The 15,607-nt window shown below is 68.3% G+C and carries 14 protein-coding genes; 9 read left to right on the top strand and 5 right to left on the bottom strand.

All coding sequences use genetic code 11. The features are described 5' to 3' along the window. The first annotated feature begins 203 nt into the window (after positions 1-203). A complete protein-coding gene (locus FA743_RS02655; protein ID WP_136884308.1) occupies positions 204-1,988 on the top strand; it encodes an SLC13 family permease in 1,785 nt (594 codons plus the stop codon). A 127-nt stretch (positions 1,989-2,115) separates the two neighbouring features. After that, positions 2,116-2,343 (top strand): hypothetical protein, encoded by a 228-nt coding sequence (locus FA743_RS02650; RefSeq protein WP_135312364.1) that lies wholly within the window; start codon positions 2,116-2,118, stop codon positions 2,341-2,343. Positions 2,344-2,416: 73 nt separating this feature from the next. On the opposite strand, the gene FA743_RS02645 is transcribed toward FA743_RS02650, so the two are convergent. Beyond that, a complete protein-coding gene (locus FA743_RS02645) occupies positions 2,417-4,198 on the bottom strand; it encodes an SLC13 family permease (protein ID WP_136884307.1) in 1,782 nt (593 codons plus the stop codon). A 141-nt stretch (positions 4,199-4,339) separates the two neighbouring features. On the opposite strand from FA743_RS02645, the gene FA743_RS02640 reads away from it, so the two are divergent. The 3 genes from FA743_RS02640 (at position 4,340) to FA743_RS02630 (ending at position 6,516) form a co-directional block, all read left to right on the top strand. Continuing rightward, positions 4,340-5,083: a YebC/PmpR family DNA-binding transcriptional regulator gene (locus FA743_RS02640; protein ID WP_136884306.1), complete on the top strand. Its 744-nt coding sequence runs from the start codon at positions 4,340-4,342 to the stop codon at positions 5,081-5,083. 138 nt (positions 5,084-5,221) lie between these two features. Further along, entirely contained in the window at positions 5,222-6,124 is a 903-nt protein-coding gene (locus FA743_RS02635) for a DMT family transporter (protein WP_246054799.1), read from the top strand. Positions 6,125-6,186: 62 nt separating this feature from the next. Beyond that, a complete protein-coding gene (locus FA743_RS02630; protein WP_425467158.1) occupies positions 6,187-6,516 on the top strand; it encodes a DUF3140 domain-containing protein in 330 nt (109 codons plus the stop codon). Positions 6,517-6,532: 16 nt separating this feature from the next. Here FA743_RS02630 and FA743_RS02625 read toward each other — a convergent pair whose 3' ends face one another. Together FA743_RS02625 and puuE are read right to left on the bottom strand one after the other, a co-directional pair. Beyond that, a complete protein-coding gene (locus tag FA743_RS02625; RefSeq protein WP_246054811.1) occupies positions 6,533-7,309 on the bottom strand; it encodes a bifunctional allantoicase/(S)-ureidoglycine aminohydrolase in 777 nt (258 codons plus the stop codon). 119 nt (positions 7,310-7,428) lie between these two features. Continuing rightward, positions 7,429-8,835, bottom strand: coding sequence for an allantoinase PuuE (gene puuE, locus FA743_RS02620; RefSeq protein WP_136884303.1), 1,407 nt, complete (start codon positions 8,833-8,835; stop codon positions 7,429-7,431). 229 nt (positions 8,836-9,064) lie between these two features. Here puuE and FA743_RS02615 point away from each other — a divergent pair, with 229 nt between their 5' ends. After that, positions 9,065-10,366: an NCS2 family permease gene (locus FA743_RS02615; RefSeq protein WP_136884302.1), complete on the top strand. Its 1,302-nt coding sequence runs from the start codon at positions 9,065-9,067 to the stop codon at positions 10,364-10,366. Between the two features lie 4 nt (positions 10,367-10,370). On the opposite strand, the gene bhcR is transcribed toward FA743_RS02615, so the two are convergent. Further along, positions 10,371-11,192, bottom strand: coding sequence for an HTH-type transcriptional regulator BhcR (gene bhcR, locus FA743_RS02610; RefSeq protein WP_136884301.1), 822 nt, complete (start codon positions 11,190-11,192; stop codon positions 10,371-10,373). Positions 11,193-11,530: 338 nt separating this feature from the next. Between bhcR and uraH the strand changes: the two genes are divergently transcribed. Beyond that, on the top strand, positions 11,531-11,884 hold the full coding sequence (gene uraH / locus FA743_RS02605; RefSeq protein WP_136884300.1) for a hydroxyisourate hydrolase: 354 nt from the start codon (positions 11,531-11,533) through the stop codon (positions 11,882-11,884). Position 11,885: 1 nt separating this feature from the next. Continuing rightward, positions 11,886-13,139, top strand: coding sequence for a urate hydroxylase PuuD (locus FA743_RS02600; RefSeq protein WP_425467157.1), 1,254 nt, complete (start codon positions 11,886-11,888; stop codon positions 13,137-13,139). A 19-nt stretch (positions 13,140-13,158) separates the two neighbouring features. Here FA743_RS02600 and FA743_RS02595 read toward each other — a convergent pair whose 3' ends face one another. Continuing rightward, positions 13,159-14,052, bottom strand: coding sequence for a LysR family transcriptional regulator (locus FA743_RS02595; RefSeq protein WP_136884299.1), 894 nt, complete (start codon positions 14,050-14,052; stop codon positions 13,159-13,161). Positions 14,053-14,158: 106 nt separating this feature from the next. On the opposite strand from FA743_RS02595, the gene xdhA reads away from it, so the two are divergent. After that, positions 14,159-15,607 (top strand): xanthine dehydrogenase small subunit, encoded by a 1,449-nt coding sequence (xdhA, locus tag FA743_RS02590; protein WP_136884298.1) that lies wholly within the window; start codon positions 14,159-14,161, stop codon positions 15,605-15,607.

The following is a 15,607-nucleotide window of genomic DNA, read 5'->3' as shown; positions in this document are numbered from 1 at the left end:
GTGAACGCCCGGGAATACCGGCTTGCGGGACCTAGGCAGGGCCGGGTCTGCACCCGGAAGTAACCCATCCGGTTCAGTCCTTTCGAAGGTCAAGATCAGGGCATTTGCGCTCTGCTGCACCTGCGAAGACGGCTTGCGGCGCGTCGGGGTTCCGGCGCAGAGTGCCCCGATGCGGCAGGGACCGTGGCAGGATAGAGTTTTGAATGTTCGGATTTGAATTGACCGGGACGACCAGCGCGGTCGTCACCATCTTCATCATCATCGCGATGCTGACCCTGTTCATCCGCGAAACCTATCCCCCCGAGGTCACCGCCATCATCGGTGCGGTCACGCTTCTGTCCCTGGGCATCCTCGATACCGACGCCATCGCCGGGGTGCTGTCGAACTCGGCGCCTTGGACCATCGCCTTCATGTTCATCATCGTCGGCGGCCTGGTTCGGACCGGGGCGCTGGACTGGATCGGCCAGCGGGCGGCGCGCCATGCCGGGGCCCATCCGATGCTGACGCTGGCCTCGGTCTCGGTCCTGGTCTGCGTGATGTCGGCCTTCGTCAACAACACGCCGCTGGTCGTGGTGATGATGCCGATCTTCATGCAGCTGGCCAAGGAGATGGGCAAATCCCCCTCCAAGCTGCTGATCCCGCTGTCCTATCTGTCGATCCTGGGCGGCACGATGACGCTGATCGGCACCTCCACGAACCTGCTGGTGGACGGCGTGGCCCGTTCCGCGGGGATGGAGCATTTCACCATCTTCGAGATCACCTGGGTGGGCCTGCCCATGGCGATCGTGGGCGTAACCTATCTGCTGATCTTCGCCCCCCGCCTGCTGCCCGACCGCGATTCCATGTCGCAGTTGCTGTCAGGACGCAGCAAGATGAAGTTCTTCACCGAAGTGGCGATCCCCGAGGGCTCGGCCTTGGTCGGGCGGGGGCTGGACGGGGTCGACATCTTCGCCCGCGACAGCGCCCGGGTGATCGACGTGCTGCGCGGCGACGCCTCGCTGCGCCGCGACCTGCCCGCCGTGCGGCTGGAAGAGGGCGACCGGGTCGTGCTGCGCACCCCCATGTCCGAGGTGCTGGGCCTGCAGACCCACAAGGACCTGCGCATGGTCGACAAGCTGTCCTCGGTCGAGACCTCGACGGTCGAGGTGCTGATCACGCCGGGCTGCCACATGGTCGGGCGCAGCCTGGGATCCATGCGTCTGCGCCGCCGCTATGGCGTCTACGTGCTGGCGGCGCATCGCAAGAACCAGAACATCGGGCGGCAACTGGACGATCTGGTCGTGCGCGTGGGCGACACGCTGCTGCTGGAGGGCGCCCCGGCCGACATCCAGCGTCTGGCCAGCGACATGGACATGGTCGAGGTCAATGCGCCCTCGGACCGCGCCTATCGCCGCAGGCATGCGCCCATCGTGGTGGCGGTGCTGCTGGGCGTCGTTGTGCTGTCGGCCTTCGAGGTCGCGCCGATCCTGCTTCTGTCCTTCATCGGCGTGGCGGTCGTACTGGGCACGCGCTGCATCGATGCCGACGAGGCGCTGTCCTTCGTGGACGGGCGCCTGATGGCGCTGATCTTCGCGATGCTCGCGGTCGGCGCGGGGCTGGAGAACAGCGGCTCGGTGCAGCTGATCGTGGACCGCATCGCGCCCTGGATGGTCACGCTGCCGCCCTGGGCGCTGGTGCTGGCGGTCTACATGCTGGCCACCACCCTGACCGAGACGGTGACGAACAATGCGGTCGCGGTCATCGTGACGCCGGTGGCGATCAGCCTGGGCCTGACGCTTGGCGTCGATCCGCGCCCGCTGGTCGTCGCGGTGATGATGGGGGCCAGCGCCAGCTTTGCCACGCCCATCGGCTATCAGACGAACACGCTGGTCTATGGACCGGGCGGCTATCGCTTTGCCGACTTCATCAAGGTCGGCCTGCCGCTGAACCTGCTGATGGCGGTGGTGGCGGCGATCGTGATCCCGCTGGTCTGGCCGCTGCACGGATAGGTTCCCCGCAACCGCTTGCCGCAGCCGCAATGCTGCCATGCAGCATCGTCGGTTGTGATCTTCGCCCCAAAGTCCGATCTAGGGTACAGGGGAGGAAACGGCCTTTCTCGTGCAAGGAGTTTCCGCAATGGCTACCATCGCTTCTGTCGACCGCCCGTCCAATGGTTTTTCGGGCGCAGCCCTGCTGGCGCCGTTCCGCGCCGTGGGACGTTTCATGATCATGCTGGCCGAAGCCAGCCCGCAGATGAAGGCGCTGAACCGCCTGAGCCAGCTGTCCGACCAAGAACTGGCGGCCAAGGGCCTGACGCGCGACGGCGAAGTCCGTCGCATCCTGGGCGGCTCGGCTGCCCTCTAAAGACCGGACGACATCCTGTCGACCTGCTGATCGCGGCCCCCTCGGGCCGCGTTTTGCATGTCGGGCCCCTGCGTCACAGCGGCCAGACGATCAGCAGCAGCGGCACGGCCACGACCATCACGATGATCTCCAGCGGCAGGCCCATGCGCCAGTAATCTCCGAAGCGGTAGTTGCCCGGCCCCAGGATCAGCGTGTTGTTCTGGTGCCCGATGGGCGTCAGGAAGGCGCAGGAGGCCGCGACCGCCACGCCCATCAGGAAGGCGTCGGGTTGCACCTGCAGCTGCTCGGCCAGACGGATGCTGACCGGGGCGGCGATGATCGTGGTGGCGTTGTTGTTCAGCACGTCCGACAGGCACATCGTGCCCCCCATCAGGATCACCAGCGCGACCCAGGCCGGATAACCCTCGGTCAGGCGCGCCAGTCCCCCGGCGATCAGGGCCGAGCCGCCAGTGGCGTCCAGCGCCAGCCCAAGCGGGATCATCGAGCCCAGAAGCACGATCACCGGCCAGTCGACATGGTCGTAAAGCTCGTGGACCGACAGCACCCCGAACAGCACATAGGCGATGATCACGCAGCCAAGCGCGATGGGCATGGTCGTCAGATCGAAGGTGGCGGCCAGGACGGCCAGCGCGAAGAGGCCCACCGCCGCACGCATGTGACGCTCGCGCTGCACGGGCAGGCTGCCGCCGTCCAGGCGCAGCAGGCCGGTCGCGGCCAGAAGATCGGCCACCCGGCTTTCCGGCACCAGGATCAGCAGCATGTCGCCCGCGCGCAGATCCTGCCGCGCCAGCCCGCGCCGCAGGGCCACGCCGTCGCGGCGCAGCCCGATCAGCACGCTGTCATGGCGGTTGGCCAGCCCGAAGCCCTGCGCCGAGCGACCCGCGATCTGGGCCGCGACCGAGACGAGGCATTCGATCAGTTGCTGGCCCTCGGCATCCTTGCGGGCGCGCGGCTCCTGCCTGCCGTCGGGAAAGGCCAGGTTCGAGGTCGAGCGGAACTCGTCCAGAGCGCCCGGGGTGCTGCGCAGGATCAGGATGTCGCCATCCTCCAGCACCTGATCGTCCAGCGGGCCCTCCACCTCCTGCCCGTGCCGGACGAGGCCGGTGATGCGCACGCCCGCGCCCGCCGCCTCGGCCCGGGCCTCGCGGATGGTGCGGGCGGCGGGCAGGCTGGCCTCGGTCACCACCAGGCTGGTGACATAGCGGCGCTGGCGGCTGTCGGCCTCGGTGCCGGCCTCTCCCTCGTCGGGGCGCGGGATCAGCCGCCAGCCGATCAGCGCGATGAAGGCCAGACCCGCCAGCGCCACGGCCCCGCCCACCGGCAGGAAGTCGAACATGCGATAGGGCTCGCCCAGCACATCGGCGCGAAAGCCCGAGACGATCAGGTTGGGCGGCGTGCCGATCAGCGTCAGCATGCCGCCGAGGATCGTGGCGAAGGCCAAAGGCATCAGCGTCAGCCCCGCCGCACGGCCCAGCTTGCGCCCGGTCTGCAGGTCGACGGGCATCAGCATGGCGAGCGCCGCGATGTTGTTCATGAAGCCCGACAAGAGCGCGCCCACGCCCCCGAACAGCAGGATATGCCCGGTCGTGCCGCGGTCGCGCCCCGACATAAGCCGCGTCAGCCGCGCCACCGCGCCCGACCGCGTCAGCCCCGCCGTGGCGATCAGCACCAGCGCCACGATCAGCGTCGTCGGGTTGCCGAAGCCCGAGAAGGCCTGCGCCGAGGGCACCAGCCCCAGAAGCACCGCCGCCATCAGCCCGGCAAAGGCCACCAGATCGTAGCGGAAGCGTCCCCACAGCATCAGTCCCACGATCACGCCCAAGAGGGCGAACAGCATCATCTGGTCGGTTGTCATCATGTCCCTTCGGTCCGAAATCGGAGCCTTTGCGTCGAACGCGGCCCGGGTCTTTCCGGTTCGTCTTGCGATGGGGGGGGCGGCTGGACTAGAAGCGCCCGACACTCCTCATTTTTACCGCATGACGAAGGACGACCCGACATGGCAGGTCATTCCAAATGGGCCAACATCCAGCACCGCAAGGGCCGGCAGGACAAGCTGCGGTCCAAGCTGTTCTCGAAGCTGGCCAAAGAGATCACCGTCGCCGCCAAGATGGGCGATCCCGATCCCGAGAAAAATCCCCGCCTGCGCATGGCCGTCAAGGAGGCCAAGGTCAAATCCGTCCCCAAGGACGTGATCGACCGCGCCATCAAGAAGTCGCAGGGCGGCGACGCGGAAAGCTATGACGAGATCCGCTACGAGGGCTATGGCCCCAACGGCATCGCGCTGGTGGTCGAGGCGATGACCGACAACCGCAACCGCACCGCGTCCAACGTGCGCAGCTACTTCACCAAGTCGGGCGGCGACATGGGCCAGACCGGATCGGTCAGCTTCATGTTCGACCGGGTGGGCGAGATCGTCTATCCGGCATCTGCGGGCGATGCCGACACGGTCATGCTGGCCGCCATCGAGGCGGGCGCCGACGATGTGGAGAGCGACGACGAAGGCCACTGGATCTATTGCGCGGACACGGCGCTGAACGAGGTCTCGGCCGCGCTGGAGGCCTCCCTGGGAGATGCCGACACCGCCAAGCTGATCTGGAAGCCGCAGGCCCCGACCGAGGTGACCGATCTGGAGACCGCGCAGAAGCTGATGCGGCTGATCGACACGCTGGAGGATGACGACGACGTGCAGACCGTGACCGGGAATTTCGACATTTCCGAAGAGGTCGCGGCGCAGTTGTGAGGGCTGGGAACCGGGGCTCTGCCCCGGACCCCGGGATATTTCTGCCAAGATGAAAGGGGGAGGCCGCGTCTGTAAGGGGCGCGGCTCTCGTGGGGGCTTGCGTCCATGGGGAAAACCCGACAATTGCAGATGATGCAGATGGAACCTCACACGCGCCGCGATCTGGTTGGCATGGGCTGGATGCTGGTGACGGGGCTGTGCTTCGTCGGCGTCAACACCATCGTGCGCGGGCTGGAGGGGGCGCTGCCGGCGGCGCAGGCGGCCTTCATCCGGTTTCTGTTCGGGCTGGTCTTCCTGGCCCCGGTGATCCTGAGCGCCCTGCGGGGTGGGTTTCCCCGCGATGTGTGGGGGATGTTCGCGCTGCGCGGCGTGCTGCATGTGGTGGCGGTGGTGGCGTGGTTCTATGCCATGTCGCGCATCACCGTGGCCGAGGTGACCGCCATCGGCTTTCTCAACCCGATCATCGTGACCCTGGGGGCGGCGCTGTTTCTGGGCGAGCGGCTTGCGGCGCGGCGCATGATCGCGGTGGGCGTCGCACTGATGGGCGCGCTGATCGTGCTGCGCCCGGGGCTGCGCGAACTGGATCCCGGGCATCTGTCGCAGGTCCTGGCCGCGGTCGCCTTCGGAGCCTCCTATCTGGTGGCCAAGCAGCTGTCGGGGCGGGTGCCGGCCTCGGTGGTGGTGGCGATGATGTCGCTGACCGTGTCGATCGGGCTGGCGCCGCTGGCCATCGCGCAATGGGTGCCGCCGACCTGGGCGCAGCTGGGCTGGCTGGGGCTGGTCGCGGTCTTCGCCACGGCAGGGCATTACACGATGACGCGGGCCTTCGCCGCCGCGCCCTTGGCGGTGACGCAGCCGGTGACCTTCCTGCAGCTGGTCTGGGCCAGCCTGGTGGGCGTGCTGGTCTTTCACGAGCCGATGGACGGGTGGGTGCTTCTGGGCGGCGGTCTGATGATCGGGGCGATCAGCTATATCACCTGGCGCGAGGCGAGGGTCCGGGCGCGGACCATCACCCCCGCCGTGGGCGCCACCAAGGGCTGAGGGCGGGGAACCGCGCCCCGCGCGCCGGGGTTCGCCCCCCGCAACCCATGACGGAGGACGAGATGGCATCGCAGGACGACACCTGGAGCGACTGGCAGGAGCTGGTCAACATGACCCCGACCGAACTGAAGGACTGGCTGGAGACCGAGGACAGCAAGTCCGTCGGCGATACCGGCGGCGAGGGCGAAAGCACCGGCCACAAGTCGGGCCGCCATATCTTGCGCATCAAGGACAAGAAGAAGGCCGACCTGTCCGAGGACGACTGGTCGCACATGGCCAAGGTCAATGGCTATATCAAGCGCCATCTGGCGCAGGGCGGTCCTGACAAGGACAAGGCGCACAGCGACTGGCGCTTTTCCCTGATGAACTGGGGCCATGATCCGATGAAGTGACCCTGGCCCCGGCCCGTCAGCGGTTCGGCCAGAGCGGCGCGTGGCGGTTCACGTCCTTGTAAAGCAGGTAGCGGAACGGCCCCGGGCCGCCCGCATAGCAGGCCTGCGGGCAGAAGGCGCGCAGCCACATGAAATCGCCGGGCCCGACCTCGATCCAGTCGCGGTTCAGGCGGTAGACGGCCTTGCCGTCCAGCACGAAGAGGCCGTGCTCCATCACATGCGTCTCGGCGAAGGGGATCGAGCCGCCGGGCTTGAAGGTCACCACGGTGATGTGCATGTCGTGGCGCAGATCGGCGGGGTCCATGAAGCGGGTCGTGCCCCAGGCCCCGTCCGTGTCGGGCATCATCGAGGGCGCGATGTCTTGTTCCTGCACCACGATGGGGTCGGGCCGTTCAGTGCCAGCTGCCGGCTGCCAGCGCTTGCGCCACCAGTGAAAGCCCGCAGGCCCCGCCGTGCGGTTGCGCACCCGCCAGGGCGTACCGGGCGGGATATAGGCGAAGCCGCCGGGGGTCAGCAGATGCTCGGTCCCGTCGATGACCACCTGCATGTCGCCGCCGGTGACGAAGATCGCGTGCTGGATCTGGGGGTCGTCATCGGGGGTGTCGCTGCCGCCCCCCTCGGCCAGTTCGACGATGTACTGGCTGAAGGTCTCGGCAAAGCCCGACAGGGGGCGGGCCAGCATCCAGAAGCGCATGCCCTGCCAGCCGGGCAGATAGCTGGTGACGATGTCGCGCATGACCGTGCGCGGGATGACCGCATAGGCATTGGTGAAGACCGCCGTGTCGGTGGTCATGCCGGTCTGGGGCGGCAGGCCCGCCACGGGGCCGGCATAGCGGATGCGGGCCGGGGTCGCGTCCTCGGCGGGCAGTTGCGCGATGTCGCCGGTGGGGGCGCCTGCGGGGCCGGTCTGGGTCATGCGAGAAGATCCTTGAGGCGGAGGGTGGCGATGCGGATCACCTGAGCCTCGGCGGTGGCGCGTTCGGTCGCGGTGTCGTTGTCCAGGCGGGTCTGCATGGCCGACAGGATGCCCGCCTTGTCATGGTCGCGCACCGCGATGATGAAGGGAAAGCCGTGGCGCGCGACATAGGCGTCGTTCAATTGCGTGAACCCGGCGCGCTCCGCGTTGGTCAGCGCGTCGAGCCCGGCGCTGGCCTGTTCGGCGCTGCTGTCCTCGGTCAGGCGCCGGGCCATCGCCAGCTTGCCCGCCAGATCGGGATGGGCGCGCAGGATGCCAAGCCGCTCCTCGTCGCCGGCCTGTCGGAAGATCTGCGCCATGCGGGCGGCCAGCCCTTGGGCGCTGTCATGGACGGCGCCCATCTCGGCGTCCCAGACCCGTTCGGCGATGACGGGCGAATGTTCGTAAACCCCGCCGAAGCGGGCGACGAAATCGGCACGCGCCATCTGCGAGGGGCGGGTGCGGGGCCGATAGGGATGCTCCTCGGCCCAGTGGCGCGCGATGTCCAGGCGCGAGGCGAACCAGACGCCCTCATGCGCGCGGGCATGATCCAGGAAGCGCTGGATGGCCATCGCACGGCCGGGCCGGCCCGCCAGGCGGCAGTGCAGGCCGATGGACATCATCTTGGGCGCCCCCGCCGCACCCTCGGCATAGAGCATGTCAAAGCTGTCGCGCAGGTAGTCGAAGAAATCCGTGCCGGTGCCGAAGCCCTGGCCGCTGGAAAAGCGCATGTCGTTGGCGTCCATCGTATAGGGCACCATCAGCTGCGGGCGGTCCTTGTGGACATGCCAATAGGGCAGCTCGTCCGCGATGGTGTCGGCCAGATAGGCGAAGCCGCCTTCCTCGCAGCCAAGCGCCACCGTGTTCATCGAGGTGCGGCCCTGATAGAAGCCGTGGGGGCGCTGGCCGGTGACGGCGGTGTGTAGCGCCACGGCCTGCGCGATGTGGTCGGCCTCGACCTCGGCGGGCACGTTGCGATAGTCGATCCATTTCAGCCCGTGGGTGGCGATTTCCCACCCGGCGGATTGCATGGCGGCGACCTGTTCGGGGCTGCGCTCCAGCGCGGTGGCCACGCCGTAGACGGTGACGGGGATGTCCTTCAGCAGCCGGTGCATCCGCCAGAAGCCCGACCGCGCGCCGTAATCATAGATCGATTCCATGTTCCAGTGCCGCTGGCCGGGCCAGGGCTGGGCGCCGATGATCTCGGACAGGAACGCTTCGGAGGCGGGGTCGCCATGCTCGATGCTGTTCTCGCCGCCCTCCTCGTAATTCAGCACGATCTGAACCGCGATGCGGGCGCCACCCGGCCAGCGGGGATCGGGGGTGGTTTCGCCATATCCTCGCAGATCGCGGCTGTAGCGCATCGAAGTCCCCTTTGAGCCATAGGTCGTGACGCTGCCAGAAAAGCGCGCAGCGCGGGCGACGGCAAGCAGGCAGACGCCGCATTCTGTATCAAGGAAACCGCAAAGATCCCACTGCTTTTCAATCGAGCATTGAAAGACTTGCGGGCGGGCGGGCATTGTCGCACAGGCCCGACGGGCCCAGGCTGCCGCGCAAAGGCAGCCCGACAAGGCCGCTGCCAAAGGGGGGGTCATGGACCGTTACTTCAAGCTGTCGGACAAGGGAACCAGCGTCAGGACCGAGGTGATCGCCGGCATCACCACCTTCCTGACGATGGCCTATATCATCTTCGTCAATCCAGACATCCTGGCCACGACCGGCATGGACCGGGACGCGGTCTTCGTGGCCACCTGCTTGGCGGCGGCCCTGGGATCGCTGATCATGGGGCTCTGGGCCAACTGGCCCATCGGCATGGCGCCGGGCATGGGGCTGAACGCCTTCTTCGCCTTCACGGTCGTGGGCATGATGGGCTTCACCTGGCAGCAGGCGCTCGGGGCGGTGTTCATCAGCGGCCTGATCTTCCTGTTCCTGTCGGCCACCGGCATCCGGCGCTGGCTGATCGCGGGGATCCCGTCTTCCATGCGCAGCGCCATCGCCGCGGGGATCGGGCTGTTCCTGGCGATCATCGCGCTGCAATCCTCGGGGATCGTGGTGGACAGCCCGGCCACGCTGGTGGCCTTGGGCGACCTGACGCAGACCGGGACGCTGCTGACCATCGCGGGGTTCTTCGTCATCGTGGCGCTGGACGCGCTGAAGGTGACCGGCGCGATCCTGATCGGCATCCTGGTGACCACGCTGGCCGCTATCGCGCTTGGCGTCAGCCAGTTCGGCGGCGTGGTGTCGATGCCGCCCTCGATCGCGCCGACCTTCCTGCAGATGGACCTGATGGGCGCGCTGACCTTCGGCATCGTGCAGGTGGTGCTGGTGATGGTGCTGGTCGAGGTCTTCGACGCGACCGGCACGCTGATCGGGGTGGCCAAGCGCGCGGGCCTGCTGACCGAGGGGCCGACTCACAAGAACCCCGCTTTGGGCCGCGCGCTGATGGCCGATTCGACGGCGATCACGGCGGGGGCGCTGCTGGGCACCTCGTCCACCACGGCCTATGTCGAAAGCGCCTCGGGGGTGCAGGCCGGGGGCCGGACCGGGCTGACGGCGGTGGTCGTGGGCGTGCTGTTCCTGGCGGCGATGTTCTTCGCCCCGCTGGCGGGCGCGGTTCCGGCCTATGCCACGGCGCCGGCGCTCCTGTATGTCGCCACGCTGATGGTGCGCGAACTGTCCGAGGTCGCTTGGGACGACGTGACCGAGGCCGCGCCAGCGGTCCTGACGGCCATCGCCATGCCCTTCACCTATTCCATCGCCAACGGGCTGGCCTTCGGCTTCATCAGCTATGCGCTGATCAAGCTGCTGACCGGCCGCGCCCGAGAGGTGCATGCCGCGACCTGGATCATCGCCGCGATGTTCGTGGCGAAATACACGTTCTTCGGCGGCCATTAGGGGCTCAGGGCGTCTGGCCGCCCATCGCCTCGGTCAGGCTGGCGGCGGCGGCGGCCACCACCGCGCCCAGGGTCTTCACATGCTCGGCCGCGATCCGGTGCGCGGGGCCGCTGACCGAGACCCCGGCCACCGCCTCGCCCGACAGGTCGAAGACCGGGGCGGCAATGCAGCGCATGCCGCGCGTGCGCTCCTCGTCGTCGAAGGAGAAGCCGCGATGGCGGATGCGCGCCAGATCCGCCATGAGCGCCTGGCGGTCGGTCAGGGTGTTGTCGGTGAAGCGCGCCAGCGGCGCCTCGCCCTGCAGCGGACCCGTGGCGCCGCCCGCCGCTCCGAAAGCCAGAAGCGCCTTGCCGATCCCCGAGGCATGCAGCGGCGAGCGGGTGCCCGGCGGAAAGAAGGCGCGGATCGTCTCGGTCGTCTCGACCTGGCTCAGGAACAGCACGGCGTCGCCCTGCAGGATGCCAAGGTTCGCCGTCTCTCCGGTATGGTCCATCAGCATGCGCAGGATCGGGCGGGCGCGTTCCACGATCCCCGAGCGGCGCATGAAGGCCGAGCCCAACCGGAAGGCCTGCGGGCCGATGTTCCAGGCCTGGGTCGCGGGATCGCTTTCCACCATGCCGCGCGTGGCCAGCGTGTGCAGGACGCGGTGCACGGTCGAGGGGGGCTGGGCCGCATGTTCGGCCACCTCGGAGAGCGTCAGGCCGGGACGGGCGGCCAGCAGGTCCAGGAGGTCCAGCGCCCGGTCCAGCGCCTGCACGGTGCCGGGCAGGACGGGCTGGGCCGGCACCTTGGGCGGGCGGCCCCGGCGGCGGGTCGGATCGGCCATGCTGCCTCCGTTGACGATGCTGCCTTGTCGTGACGGCGAACATCGCCCCGCACAAGGGGGAAAATCCCGCGAGACGGGCGGTTTTTCGGGGGCGGCGGGTAGGACCGCTGCCCAATCCTGCGGCAGCGATGGGTGCGGGACAGGGGCAAGCGGGAAAAGCATTTCCGATCGGCGCGCGGGGGTCTTAGCTGGGCACCATCGGGACCGGGGCAGTGCGGACGCACAGGCGGGTTGCGGGCGATTGTCCACGATCCCTATAGACTGCCTTGCGATGCCCGTGGCTCGATTGCCGGCCGGAAGCGGGTATCACGGGGAAAACGCAGCAAGGGAGAGCCGCGATGCCGGGCTATCTGACGACCCATGTTCTGGACACCGCCCGGGGCGCCCCCGCCGCCGGTATGGAGGTGGTGCTGAGCCGCCTTGACGGCGACACGCGCCAGGAACTGGCCCGGATGCTCACCAATGCCGACGGGCGCACGGACGCGCGCATCCTGCCCGAGGAGGCCTTCGCCCCCGGCACCTACGAGCTGGAATTCCACGCCGGCGCCTGGATGGATGCGACGGGGGTTCCCGCCGAAAGCCCGCGCTTTCTGGACGTGATCCCGATCCGCTTCGGCATGTCGCAAAACGATCACTACCACGTGCCGCTGCTGGTCTCTCCCTTCGGCTATTCGACCTATCGGGGCAGCTGAGATGATCCCGGAAACCGTCATCCTGTGGGAGTGGCTGGCCTTCGCCGTCCGCTGGACCCATGTCATCACCGCCATCGCCTGGATCGGCTCGTCCTTCTACTTCATCGCGCTGGATCTGGGCCTGCAGAAGGCGCCCGGCATGCCCAGGGGCGCGCATGGCGAGGAATGGCAGGTCCATGGCGGCGGCTTCTACCATGTCCAGAAATACCTGGTCGCGCCCGAGCGGATGCCCGAGCATCTGACTTGGTTCAAATGGGAAAGCTATGCCACCTGGCTGTCGGGCGCGGCGCTGCTGATGGTCACCTATTGGGCGGGCGCGAACCTGTACCTGATCGAGCCCGCCAAGGCCGATCTGGCCATCTGGCAGGGCATCGCGATCTCGGCCGGGTCGCTGGCCCTGGGCTGGCTGATCTATGACGGACTGTGCAAGTCGCCCCTGGGCAACCGGCCCACGGTGCTGATGGGACTTCTGTTCGTGGCGCTGGTGGCGATGGGCTGGGCCTATGACCAGATCTTCACGGGCCGGGCGGCGCTGCTGCATCTGGGGGCCTTCACCGCGACGATCATGACCGCGAACGTGTTCCTGATCATCATGCCCAACCAGCGCATTGTGGTGGCCGACCTCAAGGCGGGCCGGGCGCCCGATCCGAAATACGGCAAGATCGCCAAGCTGCGGTCCACCCACAACAACTACCTGACGCTGCCCGTGATCTTCCTGATGCTGTCGAACCATTACCCGCTGGCCTTCGCCAGCCAGTACAACTGGCTGATCGCGGCGCTGATCTTCCTGATGGGGGTGACGATCCGGCATTTCTTCAACACCATGCACGCGCGCAAGGGCTATCAGTGGTGGACCTGGGCCGTGACGGCGATGCTGTTCATCGGGATCATGTGGCTGTCGGCTTTGGGCGTGAACCAGGACAGCTATGACGAGGCGATGGCCCGCCCGCTGACGCCCATCGAGGCGCGCTTTGCCGAGGGCCCGGGCTTTGACGAGGCCGCCAATGCCGTGATCGGCCGCTGCTCGATGTGCCACGCCCGCGAGCCGGTCTGGGAGGGGATCCACCACGCCCCCAAGGGGGTGCTGCTGGAGACGCCCGCCGACATCGCCCGCGCGGCGCGCGACATCTATGTCCAGGCAGGGCTGACCGACGCGATGCCCCCCGCCAACATCACCGGGATGGAGGAGGACGAGCGCGACCTGATCCTGCGCTGGTTCCGGCAGGTCGGCGCATCCGCGGTCGCGGGGCTGTAGGCGCCGGTCAGGGCAGCGGTCAGAACAGCGGGCGCAGTTCCCGCACCGCGTGATCGGCGAAGAGCCGCACCTTGGGGTCCTGCAGCCGCCGATGCGGGGTCAGGCAGCCGAACTGCGCGGGCAGGGGGCGGTGATCGGCCAGCACCTCGACCAGCCGCCCCGCCGCCAGATCCTCCGCCACGTCGTAGCGCGGGCGGTTGGCGATTCCGTGCCCGTCCAGCGCCCAACCCGTCAGCACGTCGCCGTCATCGGTGTCGAAGCGCCCCTGCACCATCATCTTGCGCGGCCCCTCGGGCGTCTGCAGGGTCCAGAAATATTCCGGGCTGCGGGGATAGCGCAGCAGCAGGCAGTTGTGGCCTGCCAGATCGTCGGGGCCCTCGGGCGTGCCCTCGCGCGCCAGATAGGCGGGGGCGGCCACCAGCACGCGCGGGCAATCCGCGATCTTGCGCCATTTCAGCGCCGAATCCGCGGGCTCGCCCAGGAAGAAGGCCAGGTCGATGGCGTCCTCGACGATGTTGACGTTGCGGTCCGACAGGCGCAGCCGGATCTCGACCCCGGGATTGGCGGCGCAGAAGGGCGGGACCAGCGGCGCGATCAGCCGCCGCCCCAGCCCCAGGGGCGCGGTCAGCCGGATCACCCCCTGTGGACGCCCCGAAAAGCTGCCGATCAGCGCCTCGGCCTCGTCCAGCGTCTCGATCACCCGGCGGGCATGGTCATAGAAGGCGCGCCCGATCTCGGTCGGCATCAGCTTGCGCGTGGTGCGGTTCAGCAGCCGCAGCCCGAAGCGATTTTCAAGATCCTTGATACGATTCGAGGCAACTGCCGGGGAAAGGCGCAGATCCCTGCCTCCGGCGGTGATCGAGCCCAGTTCGACCACCCTCACGAAGACGCGCAGGCTTTCCAGATAGGACATGAGGGTGGCCCGCTTTCAATGAGACGTGTAAAGTCTTCTATGCCGCGCCCGATTTCGCAACCATCCATTTCCGCCTAGCATCGGGACCAAGCGAGGAAGGATCACCATGACCCAGCTGCGGTTTCTGCTGAACGACCAAGAGGTCGCCCTGACCGAGGTGGGCGCGTCGGACACGCTGCTGGACCATCTACGGCTGGCCCGCCGCCTGACCGGCACCAAGGAGGGCTGCGCCGAGGGTGATTGCGGCGCCTGCACCGTGCTGCTGGGCCGCCTGACCGGGGCCGGGCTGGTCTACGAGCCGGTGAATGCCTGCATCCGGCTGCTGGCGTCCTGCCACGCCACCCATGTCGTCACCATCGAGCATCTGCGCGGCCCCGAGGGCGGGCTGCATCCCGTGCAGGCCGCGATGGTCGAGCATCACGGCAGCCAATGCGGCTTCTGCACGCCGGGCATCGTCATGGCGCTCTATGGTCTGTGGATGACCGACCCGCAGGCGGACGAGGCCGCCATCGAGCTGGCGCTGCAGGGCAATATCTGCCGCTGCACCGGCTATCAGCCGATCATCACCGCCGCGCTGGCCGCAGGCGCCGCCGGGGGGCAGGCGCAGGACGCTCTGGCCTGCGAACGCGCGGCGGTCACCGCCCGGTTGGCCGGCATGGCGGGCGGGCGGATCACACTGGCGCGCGGCGCCGACCGCGCCATCATCCCCTCGGACGCCGACGATCTGGCGCAGGTCCTGCTGGCCGAGCCGCAGGCCACGCTGGTCGCGGGCGGCACCGATGTCGGGCTGTGGGTGACCAAGTTCCTGCGCGACATCAGCCCCGCCGTCTTCATCGGCCATCTGATGAAGGACATCTCCGTCGCCGGGGACGAGATCCATCTGGGCGCCGGCGTGACCTATTCCGAGGCCGCCCCCCTGATCGCCCGCCACATCCCGGAGGCCCATGACTACTGGCTGCGGATCGGCGGCTGGCAGGTGCGCAACATGGGCACGATCGGCGCCAATATCGCCAACGGCTCGCCCATCGGGGACACGCCGCCGCTGCTGATCGCGCTTGGCGCGCGGATCGTGCTGCGGCGCGGGGACGCGCGGCGCGAGCTGCCGCTGGAGGCGTTCTTCCTGGATTACGGCAAGCAGGACCGCGCGCCCGGCGAGTTCGTGGAACGAATCGTCATCCCGATCCGGGAAGGCGCGCGCATCGCCGCCTACAAGATCACCAAGCGCCATGACAGCGACATCACGGCGGTGGCGGCGGGCCTCTGCCTCGAGGTGCAGGACGGGGTGATCACCGACGCCCGGCTGGCCTTCGGCGGCATGGCCGCCACCCCCAAGCGCGCCCGGGCCGCCGAAGCTGCGCTGCAGGGCCAGCCCTTTGCGGAAAGCAGCTTCGACGCCGCCGCCCGCGCGCTGGCGCAGGATTTTACGCCGCTGTCCGACATGCGCGCCAGCGCCGATTACCGTGCCTTGGTGGCGCGCAACCTGCTTCGCCGCTTCTGGCTGGAGCAATCCGATCCCGGCCTGCCCGTGCGGCTGCGCCAACCCGTAGGAGCCTGA

It is taken from the genome of Paracoccus gahaiensis (assembly GCF_005048225.1).
Taxonomy (GTDB): domain Bacteria; phylum Pseudomonadota; class Alphaproteobacteria; order Rhodobacterales; family Rhodobacteraceae; genus Paracoccus; species Paracoccus gahaiensis.
The sequence above is the reverse complement of the archived record's forward strand: the minus strand, read 5'-3'. Positions and strand labels throughout refer to the sequence as shown.

Bases quoted from the DNA above. Each gene is read 5' to 3' on its own strand.
- FA743_RS02640 (WP_136884306.1), top strand. From the start codon at position 4,340: ATGGCAGGTCATTCCAAATGGGCCAACATCCAGCACCGCAAGGGCCGG.
- FA743_RS02655 (WP_136884308.1), top strand. From the start codon at position 204: ATGTTCGGATTTGAATTGACCGGGACGACCAGCGCGGTCGTCACCATC.
- FA743_RS02650 (WP_135312364.1), top strand. From the start codon at position 2,116: ATGGCTACCATCGCTTCTGTCGACCGCCCGTCCAATGGTTTTTCGGGC.
- uraH (WP_136884300.1), top strand. From the start codon at position 11,531: ATGCCGGGCTATCTGACGACCCATGTTCTGGACACCGCCCGGGGCGCC.
- puuE (WP_136884303.1), bottom strand. From the start codon at position 8,835: ATGCGCTACAGCCGCGATCTGCGAGGATATGGCGAAACCACCCCCGAT.
- bhcR (WP_136884301.1), bottom strand. From the start codon at position 11,192: ATGGCCGATCCGACCCGCCGCCGGGGCCGCCCGCCCAAGGTGCCGGCC.
- FA743_RS02635 (WP_246054799.1), top strand. From the start codon at position 5,222: ATGGAACCTCACACGCGCCGCGATCTGGTTGGCATGGGCTGGATGCTG.
- xdhA (WP_136884298.1), top strand. From the start codon at position 14,159: ATGACCCAGCTGCGGTTTCTGCTGAACGACCAAGAGGTCGCCCTGACC.
- FA743_RS02600 (WP_425467157.1), top strand. From the start codon at position 11,886: ATGATCCCGGAAACCGTCATCCTGTGGGAGTGGCTGGCCTTCGCCGTC.
- FA743_RS02625 (WP_246054811.1), bottom strand. From the start codon at position 7,309: ATGACCACCGACACGGCGGTCTTCACCAATGCCTATGCGGTCATCCCG.
- FA743_RS02595 (WP_136884299.1), bottom strand. From the start codon at position 14,052: ATGTCCTATCTGGAAAGCCTGCGCGTCTTCGTGAGGGTGGTCGAACTG.
- FA743_RS02630 (WP_425467158.1), top strand. From the start codon at position 6,187: ATGGCATCGCAGGACGACACCTGGAGCGACTGGCAGGAGCTGGTCAAC.
- FA743_RS02615 (WP_136884302.1), top strand. From the start codon at position 9,065: ATGGACCGTTACTTCAAGCTGTCGGACAAGGGAACCAGCGTCAGGACC.
- FA743_RS02645 (WP_136884307.1), bottom strand. From the start codon at position 4,198: ATGACAACCGACCAGATGATGCTGTTCGCCCTCTTGGGCGTGATCGTG.